This is a genomic window from Armatimonadota bacterium, from assembly GCA_031432545.1.
Classification (GTDB): Bacteria; Sysuimicrobiota; Sysuimicrobiia; order Sysuimicrobiales; family Sysuimicrobiaceae; genus Caldifonticola; species Caldifonticola tengchongensis.
Window position 1 is genome coordinate 1 of sequence record JAVKGX010000017.1, and the last position, 19,991, is coordinate 19,991.

16 protein-coding genes, 1 pseudogene and 1 riboswitch are annotated in these 19,991 nt (G+C 69.0%); of the genes and pseudogenes, 13 read left to right on the plus strand and 4 right to left on the minus strand.

What is annotated here, in order from left to right; genetic code table 11:
- The 10 genes from QN163_10635 to QN163_10680 form a co-directional block, all read left to right on the plus strand.
- Window positions 1–1,080 (plus strand): hypothetical protein (locus QN163_10635; protein MDR5684458.1); only part of this gene is annotated, 1,080 nt, incomplete at its 5' end.
- Window positions 1,077–2,243 (plus strand): nucleotidyltransferase family protein, encoded by a 1,167-nt coding sequence (locus QN163_10640; GenBank protein MDR5684459.1) that lies wholly within the window; start codon window positions 1,077–1,079, stop codon window positions 2,241–2,243. The genes QN163_10635 and QN163_10640, both read left to right, overlap by 4 nt.
- Complete coding sequence (locus QN163_10645; GenBank protein ID MDR5684460.1) at window positions 2,236–3,282, plus strand: ABC transporter ATP-binding protein; 1,047 nt, start codon at window positions 2,236–2,238, stop codon at window positions 3,280–3,282. The genes QN163_10640 and QN163_10645 overlap by 8 nt, the downstream gene beginning before the upstream one ends.
- Window positions 3,279–4,121: an ABC transporter permease gene (locus QN163_10650; protein MDR5684461.1), complete on the plus strand. Its 843-nt coding sequence runs from the start codon at window positions 3,279–3,281 to the stop codon at window positions 4,119–4,121. Before QN163_10645 ends, QN163_10650 begins: the two co-directional genes overlap by 4 nt.
- A gap of 8 nt (window positions 4,122–4,129) precedes the next feature.
- The gene (locus QN163_10655) at window positions 4,130–4,414 is read left to right on the plus strand and encodes a PqqD family protein (GenBank protein ID MDR5684462.1); all 285 of its coding nucleotides are present in this window, start codon (window positions 4,130–4,132) and stop codon (window positions 4,412–4,414) included.
- Between the two features lie 299 nt (window positions 4,415–4,713).
- Complete coding sequence (locus QN163_10660; GenBank protein MDR5684463.1) at window positions 4,714–6,471, plus strand: asparagine synthase-related protein; 1,758 nt, start codon at window positions 4,714–4,716, stop codon at window positions 6,469–6,471.
- 7 nt (window positions 6,472–6,478) lie between these two features.
- Window positions 6,479–7,396, plus strand: a complete 918-nt coding sequence (locus QN163_10665) for a hypothetical protein (protein ID MDR5684464.1) — start codon at window positions 6,479–6,481, stop codon at window positions 7,394–7,396.
- 34 nt (window positions 7,397–7,430) lie between these two features.
- Entirely contained in the window at window positions 7,431–7,802 is a 372-nt protein-coding gene (locus QN163_10670) for a lasso peptide biosynthesis B2 protein (GenBank protein MDR5684465.1), read from the plus strand.
- Window positions 7,799–8,851 carry an SDR family oxidoreductase gene (locus tag QN163_10675; protein ID MDR5684466.1) on the plus strand — a complete coding sequence of 351 codons (1,053 nt, stop codon included), beginning with the start codon at window positions 7,799–7,801 and terminating at the stop codon, window positions 8,849–8,851. The genes QN163_10670 and QN163_10675 overlap by 4 nt, the downstream gene beginning before the upstream one ends.
- On the plus strand, window positions 8,844–10,178 hold the full coding sequence (locus QN163_10680; GenBank protein MDR5684467.1) for a UDP-glucose/GDP-mannose dehydrogenase family protein: 1,335 nt from the start codon (window positions 8,844–8,846) through the stop codon (window positions 10,176–10,178). The genes QN163_10675 and QN163_10680 overlap by 8 nt, the downstream gene beginning before the upstream one ends.
- A gap of 9 nt (window positions 10,179–10,187) precedes the next feature.
- Here QN163_10680 and QN163_10685 read toward each other — a convergent pair whose 3' ends face one another.
- Complete coding sequence (locus tag QN163_10685; protein MDR5684468.1) at window positions 10,188–11,702, minus strand: hypothetical protein; 1,515 nt, start codon at window positions 11,700–11,702, stop codon at window positions 10,188–10,190.
- Window positions 11,703–11,918: 216 nt separating this feature from the next.
- Window positions 11,919–11,994, plus strand: a riboswitch (cyclic di-GMP riboswitch).
- A gap of 105 nt (window positions 11,995–12,099) precedes the next feature.
- Here QN163_10685 and QN163_10690 point away from each other — a divergent pair.
- On the plus strand, window positions 12,100–13,008 hold the full coding sequence (locus tag QN163_10690; protein MDR5684469.1) for a DUF1996 domain-containing protein: 909 nt from the start codon (window positions 12,100–12,102) through the stop codon (window positions 13,006–13,008).
- Window positions 13,009–13,028: 20 nt separating this feature from the next.
- Here QN163_10690 and QN163_10695 read toward each other — a convergent pair whose 3' ends face one another.
- Both QN163_10695 and QN163_10700 read right to left on the minus strand, forming a co-directional pair.
- Window positions 13,029–14,462: a right-handed parallel beta-helix repeat-containing protein gene (locus tag QN163_10695; protein ID MDR5684470.1), complete on the minus strand. Its 1,434-nt coding sequence runs from the start codon at window positions 14,460–14,462 to the stop codon at window positions 13,029–13,031.
- A 164-nt stretch (window positions 14,463–14,626) separates the two neighbouring features.
- Window positions 14,627–15,289, minus strand: a complete 663-nt coding sequence (locus QN163_10700; protein MDR5684471.1) for a response regulator transcription factor — start codon at window positions 15,287–15,289, stop codon at window positions 14,627–14,629.
- Between the two features lie 282 nt (window positions 15,290–15,571).
- On the opposite strand from QN163_10700, the gene QN163_10705 reads away from it, so the two are divergent.
- Window positions 15,572–16,906 carry a glycosyltransferase family 4 protein gene (locus tag QN163_10705; protein ID MDR5684472.1) on the plus strand — a complete coding sequence of 445 codons (1,335 nt, stop codon included), beginning with the start codon at window positions 15,572–15,574 and terminating at the stop codon, window positions 16,904–16,906.
- 12 nt (window positions 16,907–16,918) lie between these two features.
- Window positions 16,919–17,319: pseudogene (locus QN163_10710) on the plus strand (DUF488 domain-containing protein).
- Window positions 17,320–17,328: 9 nt separating this feature from the next.
- Here the strand turns inward: QN163_10710 and mgtA are convergent.
- Complete coding sequence (mgtA, locus tag QN163_10715; protein ID MDR5684473.1) at window positions 17,329–19,929, minus strand: magnesium-translocating P-type ATPase; 2,601 nt, start codon at window positions 19,927–19,929, stop codon at window positions 17,329–17,331.
- Window positions 19,930–19,991: the final 62 nt, after the last annotated feature.

Sequence of the window (19,991 nt, forward strand, 5' to 3'; positions counted from 1 at the left end):
GCCGTGGCACGCGGTCTCCAGGGGGCCCCAGACGCGGACGTCAATAGCCCGCATCCCGCGCTCGGGCACGTGGATCCCGCCCGGGTCCTGCGCTTCGGTCAGGCGGGGCGCTCTCGGCTGGTCAGCATCAGTCTGACGTGGGCCATGGCGGGGATCCTCCTGCTCATCTTGGCGTTTGGGACGCCGCCTTCGCGTTCCGCGCCGCCTCGGGCACCAGACCGTGCTGTCCTCGCCGTCCACGCCAACCGGCTCGAGGGAAAGTACGTCTTCCGCAGCCGGACCTGGGACCTCGAGCAGATCCGGCGGGTGTTCAACGCCGTGATCGTCGCTGCCGGCGACCAGGATCTCGTCAGGGCGGCGCGGGCCGCAGGGCTCGCCGTCTACATTCAGTTCGACGAGAAGCGCGACTTTGCAGCGGGCAAGGACATCGCCCCTACCGTTCGGGCCGTCGTCGCCCAGGTCCGTGCCAACCCGGGGACGATCGCGGGCATACGGATTGCCGACGAACTCAACGAAGCGCTCGATCCACAGACGGCGCTTGCCTATCTGCGCGCGACCGGTGGCGTGCTGCGCCGCGAAGCCCCCGGCGTGCCGGTGATCGTCGACGTGATCGACGGCGAGCTGACCTGCAACCAGCCGGGGCAGAGGCTGTGCGCGCAGTACCTCGTCGGCAACTCCCGCTACCTGCGCGACTACGTCCTCAAGATGTTCTACGAATCCGGGTACGTCGACGGGTTCTTTCTGTCGACGAGCCTGCGCAACTTCGACCCGGACGTCCAGGCGAGGGCGTGGCAGAAGGCTCGCGCGATGTTTCCGCAGCCGTTTTTGCTGTTCAACCGCACGGCGCAACTGTCGTTCTCCGAGCCTTCCTACCCGCACGACGCCGCGACGGCACGCAGACAGGTCGCGGCGCACGTCAGCGTGCCGCTTCTCCAGGGCGCCGACGGGGTCGACCTGTGGGCCTGGCACCGCCCCTGGCGCGACTCGCTGCGCACGTTCCTCGACAAGGACGGCCGCGCCAACCCGCTGTGGGATGCGCTGGTCCAGGCAGCGCGGGAGATGGGGGTCCACCGACCGTGACACGCTCCGTCGCGCCGACCACACCCGCCCAAGCCCTGCTGCTGCTGTGCGCCAATCCTCAGGCGGCGACCGATGCGGTGGCTGCCGGGCTGCCCGCCGACGACGCGGCGTGGGAGGCCTTCCTGGCCCTCGCGGCCGGGCACGGCGTGCTCTCGCTCGTCCACCGACGCCTTAGCGCCGAAGCCATCCCGCTCTGGGTGGCGGCCCGGCTGCGCGCGGCCCTGGAGGACACCCTCGCGCAGAACCTGTTCCTGACCGCCGAACTGCTGCGCTTGCTGGAACGTTTCGCCGCCGGGGGGGTGCGGGTGATGCCGCTGAAGGGGCCGACGCTCGCCCTTCGGCTGTACGGAAACGTCGGACTTCGCGAAGTTCGGGACCTCGACGTGCTCGTGCATCCCTCAGACGCCGAGCCAGCCCACCGACTGCTCATGGAGTCCGGATACCGCCCCGACATCCCGCTGACGCCCCGGCAGGAGGCCTTCTATCTGGCCCACGGCGCGATGCGCAACTTCGTCCGCCGCGACGGTCGCATGGTCGTCGAGCTGCACTGGCGCCTGGCGCAGAGGTACCTGCTCTTTGCACTCCCTTTCGACGAGCTGTGGCGGCGCAGGACCGTCCAGCCGCTGGGAGGGCGGTCCATTCCCGATCTGGCGCCCGAAGACCTCCTGATCGTGCTGTGCGCGCACGGTGCCAAGCACCGCTGGTCGAGGCTGTTGTGGATCGCCGACGTCGCGGAGTTTCTCTGGCACGAACGCCCTGACTGGGAAGCGACGCTCGAACGCGCACGGTCGATGGGCTGCACGCGGATGGTGCTTGTGGGGGCAACGCTTGCGGGATCGCTGCTGCGCGCCCCGTTGCCGGACATCCTCGCGGCAGGGGCGGCCACCGATCCAATGGTCGGTACGTTGCGCGACCAGGTGACGCGTCGCCTGTGGGTGCCCGACCACTCCGCCGTGGCCGAAAGAGTGGGGTTTTCGATGTTCTACTACCGCTGCCGGGAGCGGATCGGCGACCGCCTTCGGTATGTCTGGAGGTCGGCCACCACGCCAAACCTGCAGGACTGGAGCGCCCTGCGACTGCCTCCGGCGCTGTCGGTGCTGTACTACGCATTCCGCCCGCTGCGCCTGATCTGGAAGTACGGCAGCGAGGTGGTCCGTGGGTAGCCGGCCAGAAGCGTCGCACATGGACCTACGGGCAGACGGGACGACTGCGGGCCGCGCGCGCGCACCGTCGTTCAGGCAGGAAGGCAGCGGGTCTCCGGCGGTGGAGCTCGTGGAGGTGACGCGCCGCTTCGGCGCCGTCGTTGCCCTCGACCGGGTGTCGATGCGCGTCGTGCCGGGGCAGGTCGCAGCGCTGCTCGGCCCCAACGGCGCCGGCAAGACGACCCTGCTGCGCGTGCTGACCGGGCTGATAGACCCCCACGAAGGAGAGGCGCGGATCCTGGGGCAGGCGGTGACCGACGGTGGATGGGTGACCAGGCGCCTTATCGGTTTGGTCCCCTCCGGCGACCGCACCTTCTATCTGCGCCTGTCGGGCCTGGAAAACCTCGTCTTCTTCGCGAGGCTGCACGGGATGCGGGGGCGGCAGGCGGCCGGGCGGGCACGCGAGGTCCTCGACCAGGTCGGCCTGGCAGACGCCGGGGAGGTCGCCGTCGGGCGCTACTCCCACGGCATGCAGAAGCGGTTGTCGGTGGCGCGCGCGCTGTTGACCGACCCACCTGTCCTGCTGGTCGACGAGGCGACGCACGACCTGGATCCGGAGGGGGCACAGGCGGTCCGTACGCTCGTGCGCGCGCGCGCCGCGCGCGGCACGGCGGTGATCTGGACGACCCAACGCGTCGAGGAGATCCGGGGCTTCGCCGACACCGTGACGGTGCTCGGTCGCGGACGTGTCCTGTTCGACGGTACGGTCCCGGAACTGCTGAGCCGGTCCTTGCCCCGCCGATACATCCTGCAGGTTCGCGACGGAGCGCGGCGTGTCCCGGACCTGGCCGAGGCGCTGGACAGAGCGCTGGGTACGACCGGCACGATCGAGCCGACCGCACAGGCCGAACACTTCCTGCTCGCCCTGCCCGAGGGCGCGATCCTCGGCGATGCGGTGGCGGCCCTGACCGCTTCGAACTTCCAGGTCCTGGCGTGCCGCGAGGAGACGCCGGAGGTCGAGCACGTCTTCTTGCAGATCACCCGAGGAGACAGCCGATGACGATCACGACGCCGCCACGTCCGTATCCTGGCTTCCTGCCAGGGCTGGGGGCGGTTTGGGCGTTCGTGCGCCGCGACTTCCTGATCGCCTGGAGCTACCCGGTGAACTTCCTCAGCGGGTTCGCCGGCATGATCGGCCAGGTGGCGGTCTTCTACTTCGTCGCGCAGATCGTCGACCCGTCCCGGATCGGCGGGCAGGGGCCGACGGCATACGTCGCGTTCGTCTCGGTCGGTGTGGCGGTCACGACGTTCTTCCAGCTGGGTGCGTTCCGGCTGGCAACCGCCCTCAGGACGGAGCAGTTCATCGGGACGATCGAGTCGCTGCTCGTGGCGCCGGTTTCCATGGTGACGCTCCAGTTCGGGCTCGTCGCCTACGAACTGATGCTGTTGCCCGTGCGGATGGCCCTGTTCCTGGGCATGGTCGGCCTGCTCGGAGTGACGCTCCACCCGGCCGGGGTCCTCTCGGCTCTTTTGTTGCTGGTCGCCTTCGCACCCTTCGTCGCCGGCGTCGCTGCGCTCAGCGCCGCGGCGACGCTGCGGTTCAAAAACGCCTGGAGCGTGATCGGTGCGGGGACCGCCGCGCTGGCCGTGCTGTCCGGCGCGTACTTCCCCGTCTCCGTGTTCCCGCAATGGCTCTTTCATCTGGCCGCGGTCAACCCGATGGCGATCGTGCTGGACGGGATGCGCGCGGCGCTGCTGAGCGGTTCCGGATGGGCCGACGTCGCGCCCGATGTGCTGGCCGTGTTGGCCATCTCTGTGGCGACGCTGCTTGTGGGGCTCGGGGCGTTCCAAGCGGCGTTCCGCGCAGAGCGTCGACGCGGGACGCTTGGCCTGTACTGAGGTGCTCGATGATCACCGCGCAGACGAAGATCGTCCGCAACGACCGGGTCGTCTACCAGGAACTCGCGCCCGGCCAGGGCGCGGTGCTGCTGCACCTGGACACCGCACACTACCACGGGCTCAATCCGGTGGGTGCCCTGATCTGGGACCTGCTGGGGACGGAGGGCGCGACGCTGGGGGAGGTCCTGGCCGGTGTACGGGCCGCCGTGCCGGACGCGCCGGATGCCGTGGAGCGAGACGTGAGGGAGTTCATACAAGCTCTGGCCGACCGCGACGTCGTGCGCACCACCTGACACGAACCGCCAGGTGTTCGGCAAAACATCACGGAAAGGAGGTGAGCCATGAGGTACGAGAAGCCGCAGGTCGCGGACTTCGGACTGATCCAGGATCACACCTTCACACGGTGTGGTGGCTCTGGACCACCACCCAAGGACTGGGACTGCTCCTGTCCGCGCGACAAGTTCGGAGAAGCGTCCTGCGGCCATACGGGGACGTAGGTGCGACAGCACCCGTAACCCCGCACTCCGCGGTCCGCGTCCCACCCGGGACCGCGGAGTCGCTCCACGATGTCCCCGGTGGCGAACGCTGAGCTATGGGTTCCATCGTCGCAACCGTCGGTTTCCCTCCCGATCCGCAGTTGGGCGAGCGCATGCTCGGATCGGCACCCTACCGCGGCACGTGCCGCCAATGCGTAGCCGTCGGCAGGTGCCTGCTCGGCTTCAGCAGAACCGAAGACGGCTCGGATGCCGGCTCGGCGACGCGGGACGGATGGGGTGCGGTCTTCTGCGGGACGCTCGACAACCTGGCTGAGCTGGCCGCCGAACCGGGCGACCGGGTAGCCACCCCGGCCGAGGCGGTGCTGGCGACGTTCCAGCGCTTCGGCAAAGACGCTCCGGCCCGGCTGCGCGGCGCCTTCGCGGCCGCGGTGACCGATGGCAGGCAGCTGTGGTGCTTCCGCGACCACGTGGGCTTGTATACCCTGGTCTACTCCGAACGCGCCGGGACAGTCGCCGTCGCCAGCGAACCGGCGGAGCTCGAACCGGTGCTGCCCACCGGCCTGCAGCCGGACCTGGATGGACTGGAAGCGCTCTTGTACAAGTTCTGCGACGGCAGCGCCGGCACCCACCTGGGGGTGCGGACCCTGCCGGCGGCGACGACCCTGTGCGCGGACGGCTCTTCCGTGCGCCTGCACCGCTACTGGCGTCCGGAGCACCTGATCGAGAGCGCACGGCTGGCAGACGACGAGATCGCCGAGCGGTTCGCGGCGTGCATGTCCCAGGCGGTCGCCCGCACCCTGACCGGTGCAGACGCCATCGCGCTGAGCGGAGGGATCGACTCGACCGCGGTGGCCGCCTTCGCGGCCCCCCTGCACCGCGCGCGCTGGGGGCGGCCGCTGGGAGCGGTTTCCGCCGTCTATCCGCAGCACCCCACCGCTGACGAGAGCGAGTTCATCCGGGCGATGGCGAGTTCGGCCGGGCTCGTGCTCCACACGTACGTTCCCGCAGCCCGCCCCACGGACCATCTGGAGTACTGGACCCGTCTGACCCGGTCCCCGGTCCACCCCCAGTACACGATCTCCGAAACCGAGGAGATGTATCGGTGCGCTCGCGCGCTCGGGTACCGGACGGTCATCACCGGCGAGTACGCGGAGGGGTTGGTCGAGATGCGCCAGGGTCTGTTCCGCCACCTGCTCCGGCGCGGCCGCATCCGCACTCTGGCCCGGCACCTGCGCGGGTACCGGGCCAACGGAGTCGGGCTCGGGTCGCTCGCCGGGCATCTGGCCGTCGCCGCCTTCCCCCGGCTGTATGCAGCCTACCGAAGGGTGAGGGGCGGGCCGCGGGTGCGCGCACCGGACTGGCTCGATGCCGATCGCGTCCGGCAGGCCCGGCGCACCGTGGAGGCGACGAGGCCGACTTGGCGGCACGCGCAGATGCCCGCTTTCGAGGGCGCCAACCTCGCGGGCTGCGCCGACGAGGTGTGCCAGGAGGTGTGCGGCGTGCGCGTGCGGGTCCCCTGGGCCGACGTGGACCTGTGGGAGTTCTTCATGAGCCTGCCCGCGGAGGTGAAGTTCCCGGACGTCCGACCCAAGGGTCTGGTCCGAAGCCTGCTGCGCGGGCGGGTGCCGGATACGATCCTTGACCGGTCGGACAAGACGTACTTCGACGACGCGATCCGGGACAACATCGACTACAAGGCGCTGCGCCGGTGGCTGGTCGAACCCAAGCACCGCCTACGCAGCATCGACTACGAGGTCCTCGCGTACCGGCTCCATATGGAAGACCTGGAACTGTCCGAGTTTTTGTGGGCGAAGGACCTGGCTTCGATCCAGGCGTTCCTCGCACTGTGGTGACGTGCACATGACGACAGACGGCCTGCGGGCGTGCTCCGGTTTCGCGGTCCGGTCGGAGTTGGAGTTCCACTACCTCCGGCACGGCGGCGGCGTGCCTCTGGAGATCGTCGGCGGCGCCCGACCGGGGCCAGACCCGCACGACGAACTGTGGATCGAGTGGACACCCCGACCGGACAACGCCCTGCACGCCCGTCTGTACTCCGACGGGCGCACCTACCGGCTGTGGATCTCGGAGGTCGGCTGGTACCGCGTGCAGCCCGATGTCCTGCGGATCGAGGTCCCGGACACGGACGAACACCTGCGGCGCGAACACCGGCTGTGGGGCCTGCCGACCACGCTGTGCGCGGTCGGACGCGGCGACCTGACGCTCCACGCCGCCGCGGTTGAGGCGCACGGAGGCGCGATCGTGCTGGCCGGACCCAGCCGGTTCGGAAAGACCACGCTCGCAGCGGCCTTCCACCAGGCCGGGTTCCGACTGCTCTCCGAGGACCTGACGTGCATACGACCGCTGCCACAGCCGGCGGCCGTCCCAGGTCCGGCGACGCTGCGGATCCGCAGGGACGTCGCCGACCGGCTGGCTCTGTCCGGTGTGTGCGAGGTGGGACGCCTCGACGACCGGGTGTGCCTGGCGATCGACGACGCCCGTCGCGGGGATTGTACCCCCGTGCCCCTGCGCGCGGTGGTCTTCCTGCGCGCCGGCAACGGCTCGCCCCGGCTGGAGCCCACGACGCTCCGCGACGGGCTCGCGGACCTGTGGACCCTGGCGTTCCGGCTGCCCAACGACCCCGACCGCACCCGGTGCTTCGCGGGCGTCGCAGCGGTCGCACGAACCGTCTCGCTGTGGAACTTCCACCGCGCGCTCAGGCTGGAAGACCTGCCGGCGGCGGTCGCCACGCTCTCCGCACTCTGCCACAGCGATGCGTGAGCCACCCGCGAACCCGCTTTCGCTTGCGGCCAAGGTGCGTCTGCTCCTGCGCGTGTGGGGCTGCTACGCGCGCGTGCGCTTCGGGATGGGACGGGTTCCCTTCCCGGAATTCGTCGCGGCGCTCGGCCGGCCCACGCGTCTTGCGCGCCGGCGGTACCCACCCCGGACCCTGAGCCGCGCGGTGGCGCGCAGTCTCACGTTCGGTCGCATCGGCCCGACCTGTCTGGTCAACGCTCTGGTCCTCTACCGTCTGCTGCGCGAGCAGGGGGACCCGGCCGAGGTCGTCATCGGCCTGCCGCCCCATGCGGCCGACCACCGTGCGCACGCCTGGGTGGAACTCGACGGCCAGGACGTCGGCCCCCCACCCGGCCGCAGCGGCCACACAGCGATGGTCCGGTTCGCATGACCGATCAACCCATCCTGCCAGAGGAGGGCAAGATGCGGACGATGCTCGTGACCGGCGGCGCCGGGTTCATCGGCGCCCATTTGGTGGCCGCGCTTCTAAAGCGCGGCGACGCCGTGCGGGTGCTGGACAACTTCTGCGAGGGCACACCGGAGAATCTGGCGCGGGCGCTGGGGTGGCCTGCCAGCGAAGTGCACCTGCGGATGTCCGAACGCCCCAGCCGGCCCGTCGCGCTGAGCGCGCGCTGTGAGCTCGTCAACGGCGACATCCGAGATTTCGACGTCGTCGCGCGCGCCTGCGCTGGAGTGGACGTCGTCTTCCATCAGGCAGCCCTCCGCTCGGTCCCGCGCTCGATGCGCGACCCGGAGGCGACGACGGAGGTCAACGTCGCGGGGACGCTGCGCGTGCTGGAGGCGGCCCGGCGGGCCGGAGTGCGCCGGCTCGTGTTCGCCTCCTCTTCGTCGGTCTACGGGGACACGCCGCTTCCCAAGCACGAGGGGCAGATCCCCAAGCCGCGCTCGCCCTACGCGGCCAGCAAGCTCGCCGGCGAGGCGCTGTGCCAGGCGTACAGCCGCGCCTTCGGACTGCCCACCGTCTGCCTGCGTTACTTCAACGTCTTCGGTCCGTGGCAGGATCCGGCGTCCGAGTACGCGGCGGTCATCCCCAAGTTCATCCGTCTGGCGATGGACGGCGCGGTGCTGCCCGTCCACGGGGATGGGCTTCAGTCGCGTGACTTTACCTACGTCGACAACGTCGTGGAGGCGAACCTGCGGGCCGCCGACGCCGACGTTGAGGCGGCCACGATGAACGTCGGGGCGGGCCGGCGCCACACGCTGCTGGACCTGGTCTGCCACGTCGGACGGATCCTCGGTCGCGCGCTCCAGGTCGTACACGAACCAGCGAGGCCCGGAGACGTCCGCCACACCGAAGCCGACATTGGCCTCGCCCGACGGCTGATCGGTTACGAGCCCCACGTCGACTTCGAGACGGGCCTGCGCCGCACCGTCGAGGCGATGCTGGCCGAACGCAGAGAGGTGGTCCCCCTTGGATAGCAAAGTCGCAGCGCTGCGCGGCACGGCACTCCGCCCGGTGCCCGTCGCGGTCATCGGCGGCGCCGGCTACGTCGGAACGATCACCGCTGCCGGGCTCGCGCACCTGGGCCACCTCGTGCGCGCCTTCGACGTCAACGAGGAACGCATCGAGATGCTGCGCGGCGGCTTCTGCCCGTTCCTCGAGCCGGATCTACCGGAACTGCTGCACGAACAGCAGCGCTCCGGTCGCCTCGTGTTCACGCCGTCGCTGCCCGAGGCCCTCGCCGAAGCGGCCATCGTGTTCGTGGCCGTCAACACCCCGCGCCGCAGCAACGGCGAAGCGGACCTGTCGCACGTGATCGAGGTCGCCCTGCGGCTGGCCCGCCAAATGAACCGCCACTTCGTGGTGGCCGTCAAGAGCACCGTCCCGGTGGGATCCCACGCGGCCATTCGGCGCGTGTTCGAACGGTCGGGGCTGCGCGAAGGATCGGATTACGACCTGGTGGCGACGCCGGAGTTCCTGCGCGAGGGCCACGCCGTCTCGGACTTCTTCTTCCCGGACCGCGTGGTGGTCGGAGCGGACAGCGCCGACGCGCGGGCCATGGTCCGGGAGCTGTTCGAGCCGCTGCAGGCACCCATCCTCGAGACGACCATCGAGAACGCGCAGATGATCAAGTACGCCGCGAATGCGTTCTTGGCCATGCGGATCTCGTTCATCAACGAGGTCGCCAACATCTGCGAGCGCGTCGGCGCGGACGTGGAGGTGGTCGCGCAGGGCATCGGCTACGACCGGCGCATCGGCCACGACTACCTGCGGCCGGGCGTAGGCTTCGGCGGCCCGTGCCTGCCGAAAGACCTGGAGGGGCTGATCCGGCTGTCCGAAGACGCCGGCTACGAACCGTACTTCCTGAAGGCGGTGCTGGAGAAGAACCAACACCAGCGGCGCGAGATCCTGGCGAAGGTGCACGCGCTGCTGGGGCCTTCGCTGTACGACCGCCGCATCGCGGTGCTCGGCCTGACGTTCAAACCCAACACCAGCGACGTCCGCAACTCGACCGCCTCGGTGCTCGTGGACCGGCTGGTGCGCCGGGGCGCCGAGGTGACCTCGTACGATCCCGGCCTCGAAGCGGCGGACGTCGAGGGGCGCGTCGTCCGCAACCCCTACGAGGCCGCAGCCGACGCCGATCTCCTGCTGCTGGCCACCGCCTGGCCTCAGTTCCGCGAACTCGACTACGGGCGCATCCGGACGACGATGCGCTCACCGAACATCGTCGACGCCGTCAACCTGCTGGACCCCGCGTCGATGCGCCGCCTCGGCTTCACCTACCTGAGCGTGGGACGACCCTGAGCGAAGCCCTCAGATCACGCTCCATACCGCCCGCTTCACCTCAGCCACGACCTCGTCCAGCCCAGCATCGGCGTCCACGGTGAACACCTGCGCGCCCGCGGCGTGGGCGACGACGTGTGCGGAGTTCGTGCGCCGGACGATGTCCGCAGGATCCATCCCGGGCTTGCGACCGCTGGCGACCTCCGGCGAGACGACCAGATGGATCACGGCGTCGGGCGGTCGGGTTGCCGCCCGGTCGTAGGGGATGCGTTCCCAACGGGCCAAAAAGCGCAGGAATCTCCACCGGTGCTCGGTCCACCGGCTCAGCAGCGGCCCGTCCATGTGGCCCGGCACGCGGTTCTGCGGGTAGCGGTCGCACAGCACGACCATCCCCCGATCCTTTGCCTGCCACGCCCGCCGGAGTTTGCCCCGCTTCTCGTAGGCCAGCACCAGCGCCCACACCGCCCTCGCGATCACCTGCCAGCCTCGTTCGGACTCTCCGCCGCCCTCCCGCGCAGGTGTCGCGGTGCGCCGGTCCGACCTCAGCACACGGAGAGCCATCCTCAGGGGCCAGCGCAACAGCGAAGCCGGCCCTTCGCCGCTGCCGAAGTACACCGTGTACACCGCGGCCTTGCGCGACAGCCACTTTTCGACCGTACGGACGACCGCGGACTTGCCCGACCCGTCGGAGCCGACGAAGGCGACGAGCGCACCACCGCTCGCCGGTACGCGGGTGTGCGGCACCGGCCGGCGCAGCAGCCTGCGATCCAGGCCTCCCCACGCCCAACAGATCTCCCGCATCCACGCCTGCCAGATGGCGCCCAGTGGGCCGTAGCGGCGGTGGACGGCGAGCGCGGCAGCCACGGCCCGGCGCAGCCTCGCGACCTCGGCGACGGAGGGCATCCTCTCGGACATCCCGCGCAGCGTCTGCGCGACCCGCGGCGGCAGTACGCGCAGCCCCATGTCTTCCACCCCTTCCGGACGCGCCCGCTCGCGCAGCCACTCGTACTCCGCAAGACGGCGGCCGCGCCAGTAGGGGGTGCGGAGGTGGCGGAGCCGGTCCCGCGTCCGCAACTTCAGCGCTTCGCGGACCAGGAAGACGACCATCTCCAGGTCCGGATCCAGGACGTACAGACCGCTGTTCGGATCACGCCGGCGCGTCGACAGCATGAGCGAATCCCAGGGGAGTTCGTACCCCTTGAGGTGCGTCTCACCGGTGACGAGGCGGTGGTAGACGTGCAAATGCACCAGCACACCGGTCGTTTGGTCGAAGCCAAGGTGGTCCACGATCCCCGGGTACGCGCGGCACGGCGAAGCCACAAAGGACTTGAACCCCAGCTTGGTCGCGACCCCGGAGAACGCCGTCGCCGATTGAGCCGGGACCAGCAGATCGAGATCACCCTCCCCCCACGCGACTTCCTTCACGAAGGCGTTGCTCTTCCAGTGGCAGTAATCCACACCCGCAGCGTCGAGCTCGGCGGTCAAGCGCGCCAGGATCTCGATTCCCCGGCACACGGGACCGTCGGACGCAGCGCTGTTGGTCACCTGGAATCCTCCACGGCGGGACTGCGAGCCGTGCCCTTGGTGTTCCACCACAACGCCGCCCGGTCCTGCGCACCGGGGCAGCGTTCATCGGCGCGCTCCCGACGGGACGAACAGGGCACAGCGATCCGTGTCTTGTCGGAAGTCAAGCACGCCGGCCAGCAGGAATTCTGTCCGCCGGTGCATAACCCACACGTGTCAGCCAACTGAATAGCAGACCCGCGACAAGGGCACCCCGCCCGCGAGGGCGGTTCGCAAAGCCACGGGACTGGCGACAGTCAGCCGGGCTGCCGAACGGGGACGGACGGGAGCAGACGGTCCTGTTTTGCGCGGGCCTGTCTGCTCTTGTTTTTCGGGTGCAGAGCCCTCGCGCGGGCGTACGCCTGCGAGGGAGGAGACCATGGGCACGCACACAGGGTTGTCCAGAGTCTGGCTCGTCTACGCCATGGTCCTGGTCGTGGCCGCGTGCGGCGGTGGCGCGCTCACCGGCGTAGGTCCGGGTCCCGGCTCGGACCCCGAGGTTGAGCCTGAATCCGGTAGCCCGGGCTGGATCGTCCAGTGTCCGTTCTCCCACGCGCTGGCCGACGACCCGATCGTGCACTTCGGACACGCCGGCGCAAGCCACCTGCATGACTTCTTCGCCAACCGGAGCACCAACGCCTCGAGCACCTACTCGTCAATGGCCACGTCCGAGACCACATGCAGCCCGACATCGGGAGACACAGCCGGTTACTGGACGCCTGCGCTGTACCGGGACGGCGTGAAGATCGACCCCGCCGGCAGCTACGGCGGCCGCAACGCCCGCCAGCGCTTCTACTATCGGAAGAACAACCTCGCCTCCACAACCCGTATCCACGCGCCTCCACCGGACCTGAGGGTCGTCGTGGGCAACGCGGGCGCGATGACCGCTGCCGACAACCCTCTGCTCGGCCGTGAAATCTACTGGGGATGTGCGGACAACAGCACCGGGAAGCTCAAGGAGCCACCCACGTCCTGCTCGGTCGGGATCATCTCGCTCCACGTCGGGTTCCCCAACTGTTGGGACGGCAGGAACCCCGACTCCGCCGACCACCGCAGCCACCTCGCATACCCGAAGAGCGGCGCATGCCCGGCCACGCACCCGGTGGCCATTCCCAGGATCATCATGCGGCTGGAGTTCCCGGTGGGCACGACGACGGGGAACATTACCCTTGCGAGCGGGAGCGTGTACAGCATCCATGGCGACTTCTGGAACACGTGGGACCAGTCCAGGCTCCAGAAGCTCACCGATGACTGCCTGAACCGCAACGTCGACTGCGGCCGGCTCTGAATCGCTCGGCACCGGGTAGGTCAGTATTCGTAGGCGCCCCGGTCGTCGTACAGCCGGGGGCCCGTGCCGGTGTTGGGTGTCCCCGGGTCGTCGCGCCGTGGCCGCCCCTCGGCGTCGGTGTCCTGCTGACCGCTCACTCCGGAGTCTGCGGAGTCGATCGCGGGGGAACCCTCCAACAGACGGAAGTCTCCCCCCGCCGGGTCTCGCCACCGCGGATCCGCCTCGATCCCGTTGCGCTCCATCCCCGTGGCCGCCACGAACGCGGCCAAGCTAGAGTACCGCTTCGAGCCCCATCGGACAAGCGTCTGGCCGGGAACGCTGTGGTACAGGATGTCGTGGTCCGCGGTCGTACCAGGGATCGAGTCGGCCGACACCCACAGGTTTCCGCTTGAGGCGGAGTTGTTGATGCCGTTGTCGACGCTGATGTTGTTCGCGACGAGCGTCCCGGTCGAACCCCCCTCGACGCTGATCCCGTCGACCGCGTTCTTGTACACGGTGTTGCCGATGATTCGGTTGCCGGTGACCTTCAAGACGTCGATGCCGTGGTCCCGGTTGTTGTAGCTCACGTTGTTGACGACCAGGTTGTCGTGCCCGTCGCCGCGGAGGTTGATCCCGCTGTCCTGGTTGTCGTACGCGATGTTTCCGGCGATCAGGTTGCCGCGGCTGCGGACTTCGATGCCCGCCGCACCCCGCTGCTCCGGGCCGCGGTCGTTGCCAAATATGCGGTTGCCGACGATCTCCACACGTGTGGACGCGTAGATGACATAGATCCCGTGGTTGGAGTTGTGGTGGACGCTGTTGTTCGCGATCCTCGTGTCCGTCGTATCGCGCACCACGATCCCCGGCGCGAGGTTGTCCGACGAAGGGGTGCCCGAATAGCTGACGTCGCTGCCCTGAACCGTGACGTACGAGGACAGGTACAGGTAGATGCCTCCTCGGCGCGCGGCGTGGCTCACGGTGTTGCCTTCCAGGACGATGTGGGACGCGCTGTACACGTAGATCCCCGCGTCGGTGGTCCTCGTCACCGTGAACCCGCGGATCGTCACCCAGCTGCGGCCCGAGATCCGAAATCCGTACCGCTGCCCCGTAACGGTCACCGTCGCCCCGGGCGCCGCCACCAGAGCGACCGGCGCGCCCGCAGACCCCGAGTTCGCAACGGAGACCTCCTCCGCGTACGTGCCCGCGGCGACCTGGGCGGTCTCGCCCGCCTTCGTGACCCTCGCGGCCCTCCCGATGGTGCAGAAGGGCTGGGTCTCAGTACCGGCGCCGCTGTCGCTGCAGTTGGGATTGGCGCGGTCGACGTAGTACTTGACCGGTCCGATCCCCGAGAAGGCCGTGATGCCGGAGATCCGGACGGGTGCCGGGCCGCCGGGCATCCGCAACCCCGTGCTGGTGCCACATCCGGTAAAGACGACCACGATCGCACCCACCAGCAGGAGTCTGGGGATTCGCATGACCCCTCCGCGCCCGGTGTATTTTCGTGCCGCCCCGCCTGCCCGACGTATAGCGTGGCACACCGGATCCGCAGGGCGCCTCCCTCGAACAGGCGATTCCTTCGAATCCATCGGAGGATGCCTGACCGCCCGGTCTGCAACCCGTGGCCGGTCGAGGGCGGCACTCAGCGCGTGTAGCCCTTGCGGATCGCGTAGGCGGCCGCCTGCGCGCGGTCCCGCGCGTCGATCTTGCGGAAGATGCTGCGCAGTCGGCTCTTGACGGTGGACTCGGAGACGAACAGCTTGCGGGCAATCTCCTTGTTCGTGGACCCGTTGGCGATCTCCACGAGGATCTCGACCTCTCGTTCCGTCAGGTTGTCCCCGAAACCGCCGGTGCCGTTGCCGTCGCGCGCCATGAACGAGAGCCGGTTCAGCACCCGGCGCGCGATCCCCGGGTGGATCATGGTGTGGCCCCGCCGCACGGCATGCACCGCACGGATCAGGTTCTCGGGGGTGATGTCCGTCAGGACGTATCCCGAGGCACCGGCGCGGATGGTCTCGAACACCACGTCGTCGTCGTCACGCGCCGTCAGAACGAGGACGTCGGCCTCCGGCAGCAGCCGCTTCACCGCACGGCACGCCTCGACGCCGTGCATCCCCGGCAGGTCCACATCCATGATCACGAGCGCGGGCCGCAACGACGCGCAGAGCTGAAGGGCCTCGGGTCCCGACTCGCAGCTGCCGACCAACTCGATCTGCGGGTCCGAACGGAGGACCGCCTCCAGCCCGATCCGGAAGATGGGGTGCGGGTCGACGACCAGGACCCTGACTGTGGCTGCGCTCGTCATCGGCCGTTCTCCCCATGAGAGCAAGAGCGTTACGGGAGCGTTATGCAGCGACGCCGGTCGGGATCCTTCGGGGACTCGCCGACCTCGGGACCGGTGTGCGCGAATTGTAGTCGAGGCAGCGAACAAGTGCCAGAAAAATCTATCGATCGCCAGGGGATCGTATTGATATCGCACTCCGATCCTACCGCCGCACCACGCCGGCCAGGAGAGCTCGAGTCTGACGGGGAAGGTATCACCCGAGGTCTGCGATCGACCGAATCACCGGGGCCAACGAGGCGGGACGTGAACGTCGGGATGGTGTCTGCGCGCCTGCGTTCCGCCGACGGCGTCTCCATCGAGGCGGCCAAGTGGGAGAAAGCGCTGGAGCGCATGGGGTTCTTCGTGTACCTGTGCGCCGGTGCGATCTCCCAGCCCAAGCCGACCGACACGATCGTTCCGCGTCTGGAGTGTAACGACAGCCAGATCCAGAGGCTCGATGCCCGCCTGCGCTACGATCCCGACCACATCTCGGAAGAAGCGCTGCGGGAGCTGCACGAGTGCCCCGACGGGATCAAGCGGGAACTTTGCGCGTTTGTGGACACGCACGGTATTGGCCTGCTGATCATCGAGAACCTCCTCAGCTTGCCGCTGAACCTGCCCGCCGGGATCGCCGTCTGCGAACTCGTCGAGGAACTGGCCGTACCGGTGATCGCGCGTCACCACGATTTCTACTGGGAGCGTGAAAAGCTGGTCCGTGGGGCGGCGGCCGAATTCATCCGCGACCACTTTCTGCCGGGACACCCCACCCTCGTCCACGTGGTCATCAACAGCGCGGCCCAGCGCGAGTTTCGGCGGCGACACGGCATCGTGGCGACACGAATGCCCAACGTCTTCGACTTCGAGGCGATGGCGACACGGGACGAGTACAACGCCGACTTCCGCAATGCCCTGGGCATCCGTTCCGACGACGTCGTCTTCCTGCAGCCTTCGCGGATCGTGCCACGCAAGCGCATCGATCGGTCCGTCGAACTGTTCGCCGCGATCGACGCGCGACTGCGACTGCGCGGGCGTCGGGCCGTACTCCTCATCACTGGGCCGGCGCACGGCGAACGGGAGGCCGAGCGGACGCGGGCGGAAATTCTCTCGATGGCTGCGACACGGGATCTCGAGGTCCGGCTCGCCGCAGACCGTATCTCGATCGAACGCAGGACCGATCCCGAAAAGGTCTACTCGATCCACGACGCCTACGTGCACGCCGATGTGGTCACCTTCCCCAGCGACCTGGAAGGCTTCGGGAATCCGGTCATCGAGGCCGCCGCCTACCGCCTGCCGCTGTTCACCAACCGCTACCCGGTGCTGGCCGACATCACACGGCGGGGCTTCCGGTTCGTGGAGATCGACGGACAGCTCACCGCCGACGCCGTCGACCAGATCTGGAGACTTGTCGTCGATCCCGACCACCGGCGGGAGATCACGGACCACAACTTCGCGGTCGCGCAGCGCTACTTCGCCTTCCCCGCCCTCGAGATCCTGCTGTCGGAGGTCTGCGAGCGCGCCCTGATCGCCGCACAGCCGTACGTCGGGGACGGCGCCCAGGGTGTACGCCAGACCGCATGGCGCACAGGCCGGCGGCCGTAGGATAATGGAAGCGTGCTGCGGGTGCGCCGGGTGTACGAGCCTCCGGACCCTTCAGACGGGTTCCGGGTGCTGGTGGACCGGCTGTGGCCTCGGGGGTTGAGCAGGGCCGCGGCGCAGGTGGACCTCTGGGCGCGGGATTTGGCCCCCAGCGATGCCCTGCGGCGGTGGTTTGCCCACGATCCGGCCCGGTGGAAGGAGTTCTGCCGGCGGTACCGGCAGGGGCTGTCGGGGAGTCCGGCGCAGGCGCAGATCGAACAGGTCGTGCGGCGTGCGCGCGGGGGGGGACCGTGACGTTGTTGTTCGGCGCCCGCGACGAACGCCACAACAACGCAGTCGCCCTCGCGGAGTACCTGGAGGAGCGGCTCAGGGGCGTCGGGGGACGGCGATCCGGCGTGGCGTCCCAAGAGAGGTAGTGGCGGGCCTCAGACGTGCGCGCCGCCGTGTGAACCAGGGGCCACGATGTCCGTCGGCGACCGAACCGACGCTCCCCGGTAGAACCACCCCTTGACCAGCTCGGCGCCGGCGACGTAGGCGAGCACGACGACCCCGAGCACAACCAAGAACAGCGGCGGCAGCGGCACCAGTTCGAAGGGCGCGGCCAGCGGCGTGTACGGTAAGGCGACGGTGGCGGCCACCACCAGTGCCGTCGCCAGCAGGAGCGCCCCGGACGGCCGGGTCCGGAAGAAGCGGCCCCGGCTGCGCAGCACGAGCACGATGAGCGTCGCCGAGACCACCGACTCCACGAACCACCCAGTACGAAACTCGGCCGGTCCGGCACGCAACACCCACAGCAGCACCCCAAACGTCAGGTAGTCGAAGATAGAGCTGAGCAGACCGAAGACGACCATGAAGCGGCGGATGAAGCCGATGTCCCACCGCCGCGGCCGTTCGATCCAGTCTGCGTCGACCCGATCGGTAGCGATCGTCATCTCCGGGAGGTCGGTAAGCAGATTCGTCAACAGGATCTGCTTGGGCAGCAGAGGCAGGAACGGCAAGAGCAGCGAAGCACCGGCCATGCTGAACATATTGCCGAAGTTCGCGCTGGTGGCCATGAAGACGTACTTCAACGTGTTCGCGAAGGTGCGCCGCCCCTCGCGCACGCCCGCCTCGAGCACCGCGAGCGACCGCTCGAGCAGCACGATGTCGGCCGCTTCCTTGGCCACGTCCACCGCCCCCTGCACCGAGATCGAGACGTCCGCAGCATGCAGGGCGGGTGCGTCGTTGATCCCGTCGCCCATGTATCCGACCACGTGGCCGGCCCGCCGCAGCGCGCGGATGACGCGCTCTTTTTGGTTGGGCTCGATCTCTGCGAAGACGTCCGTTTCCTGGGCACGCACGGGCAGCGCCTCGTCGCTCAGACGGTCCAGCTGTTCGCCGCTGAGCACGCGCGGTTCGCTCAACCCCACCTGCGCCGCCGTCCGTGCGGCGACGATCACGTTGTCGCCGGTGACCACCTTCAACCGCACCCCCAAGTTGGCCAGCGCTTCCACCGCATGCGCGACATCGGGTTTGGGCGGGTCGGCGAGGGCCAGCAACCCCACAAAGGTCATGCCGAACTCGGAGTCGCGGCCGATCGCTGCCGCCGAGTCCATCCGGCGGATCGCGACGCCCAGGACCCGGTATCCCTCGGCGCTGAGATGCGCGAAGCGCTGCTCGATCGCCGCCCGGGCCTCATCGGTCAGCGGGCGCGCCGTACCTCCGGGTCCTTCGACCGCGACGCAGACCTCCAGGATTTTGCGCACAGCACCCTTGGTAATGAGGATCACATGCCCCTGGTGTTCCACGAGCACGCTGAGCCGTTTGCGCTCGAAGTCGTACGGCACCTCGTCGAGCTTGCGCCAGCCGTCCAGGGAGAAGGTGCGGTGGGCGCGGATGGCTTCGTCGATCGGATTGCGGAAGGCCGTCTGATGAACGGCATTGAGGTAGGCGTACAGCAGCGTCCGCTCGCTTGGGCGTCCTTCGACGTCCAGGGAGGCGTGCACGCGCACCCGCCCCTCCGTGAGCGTGCCGGTCTTGTCCGAGCAGAGCACGTCCATGCTGCCGAAGTTCTCGATGGCCGACAGGCGCTTCACGATCACCTGCCGTTCGGCCATGCGCTGGGCACCGCGCGCAAGGTTCACGGTGGTGATCGCGGGCAGCAGTTGCGGCGTCAACCCCACCGCGAGCGCGAGGGCGAAGAGAAACGAGTCGAGGATCGGCCGCGCGAGGTAGACGTTCAAGGCGAAGATGATGATCACCAGGACCAGCGTGACCTCGAGCAGCAGATGACCGAAGTGCCGTAGGCCGCGCTCGAACTCGGTCACGGGCGGGTGAAGACGCAGCCGTTCGGAGATCCGACCGAACTCGGTGGCCCGCCCGGTGTGCACCACCACGGCCCGGCCGCTCCCGCTCACCACGTGGGTACCCAAAAAGAGCGCGTTGGACCGGCCCGCCAGCGGCGCCTCCGACGGCACGACGCCGGGAGCCTTGGCCACCGGGAAGCTCTCCCCGGTCAGCGCGGCTTCGTTGACGAACAGGTCGCGTCCGGTCAGCAGCCGGCAGTCCGCGGGAACCCCGGACCCGCCGCCCAGCAGCACCACGTCGCCGGGCACCACCTCGTCGGTCGGGACCTCGACCTCGCGCCCATCGCGCAGCACCCTAGCCTTCAGTTCGACGGTCTCCAGCAGCTTGTCGACTGCCGTCGCCGCGCCCCGTTCCTGCGAGTAGCCCAGCAGCCCGCTGATGAGCACGATGGCCAGGATGATGGCCGCGTCCGTGGAGTCGTGCAGGCCGAAGGAGAGTACAGCTGCACCCATCAGGATCAGGACGATGGGGCTGGTGAACTGCCGCAGCAGGAGCGCCAGTACCTGGGAGCGCTGCTGCCCGGCCAGCGCGTTGGGACCGAAGCGCACGCGCCGCGCTCCAGCCTCCGCAGCCGACAGCCCCGCCTCGCTCGCCCCGAGCGCACGCAGCAGGTCCTCGACGGGCAGGCTCCAGAAGGCGCGATACCGGGTTGTGTGGGAAGAGTCGACCGAAAGCGCCACAGCCGCCCTCCTGGCCCGCAAATAGACCGCCGCAGTCCCCCCAGGACGCACGCCTAGGCCCG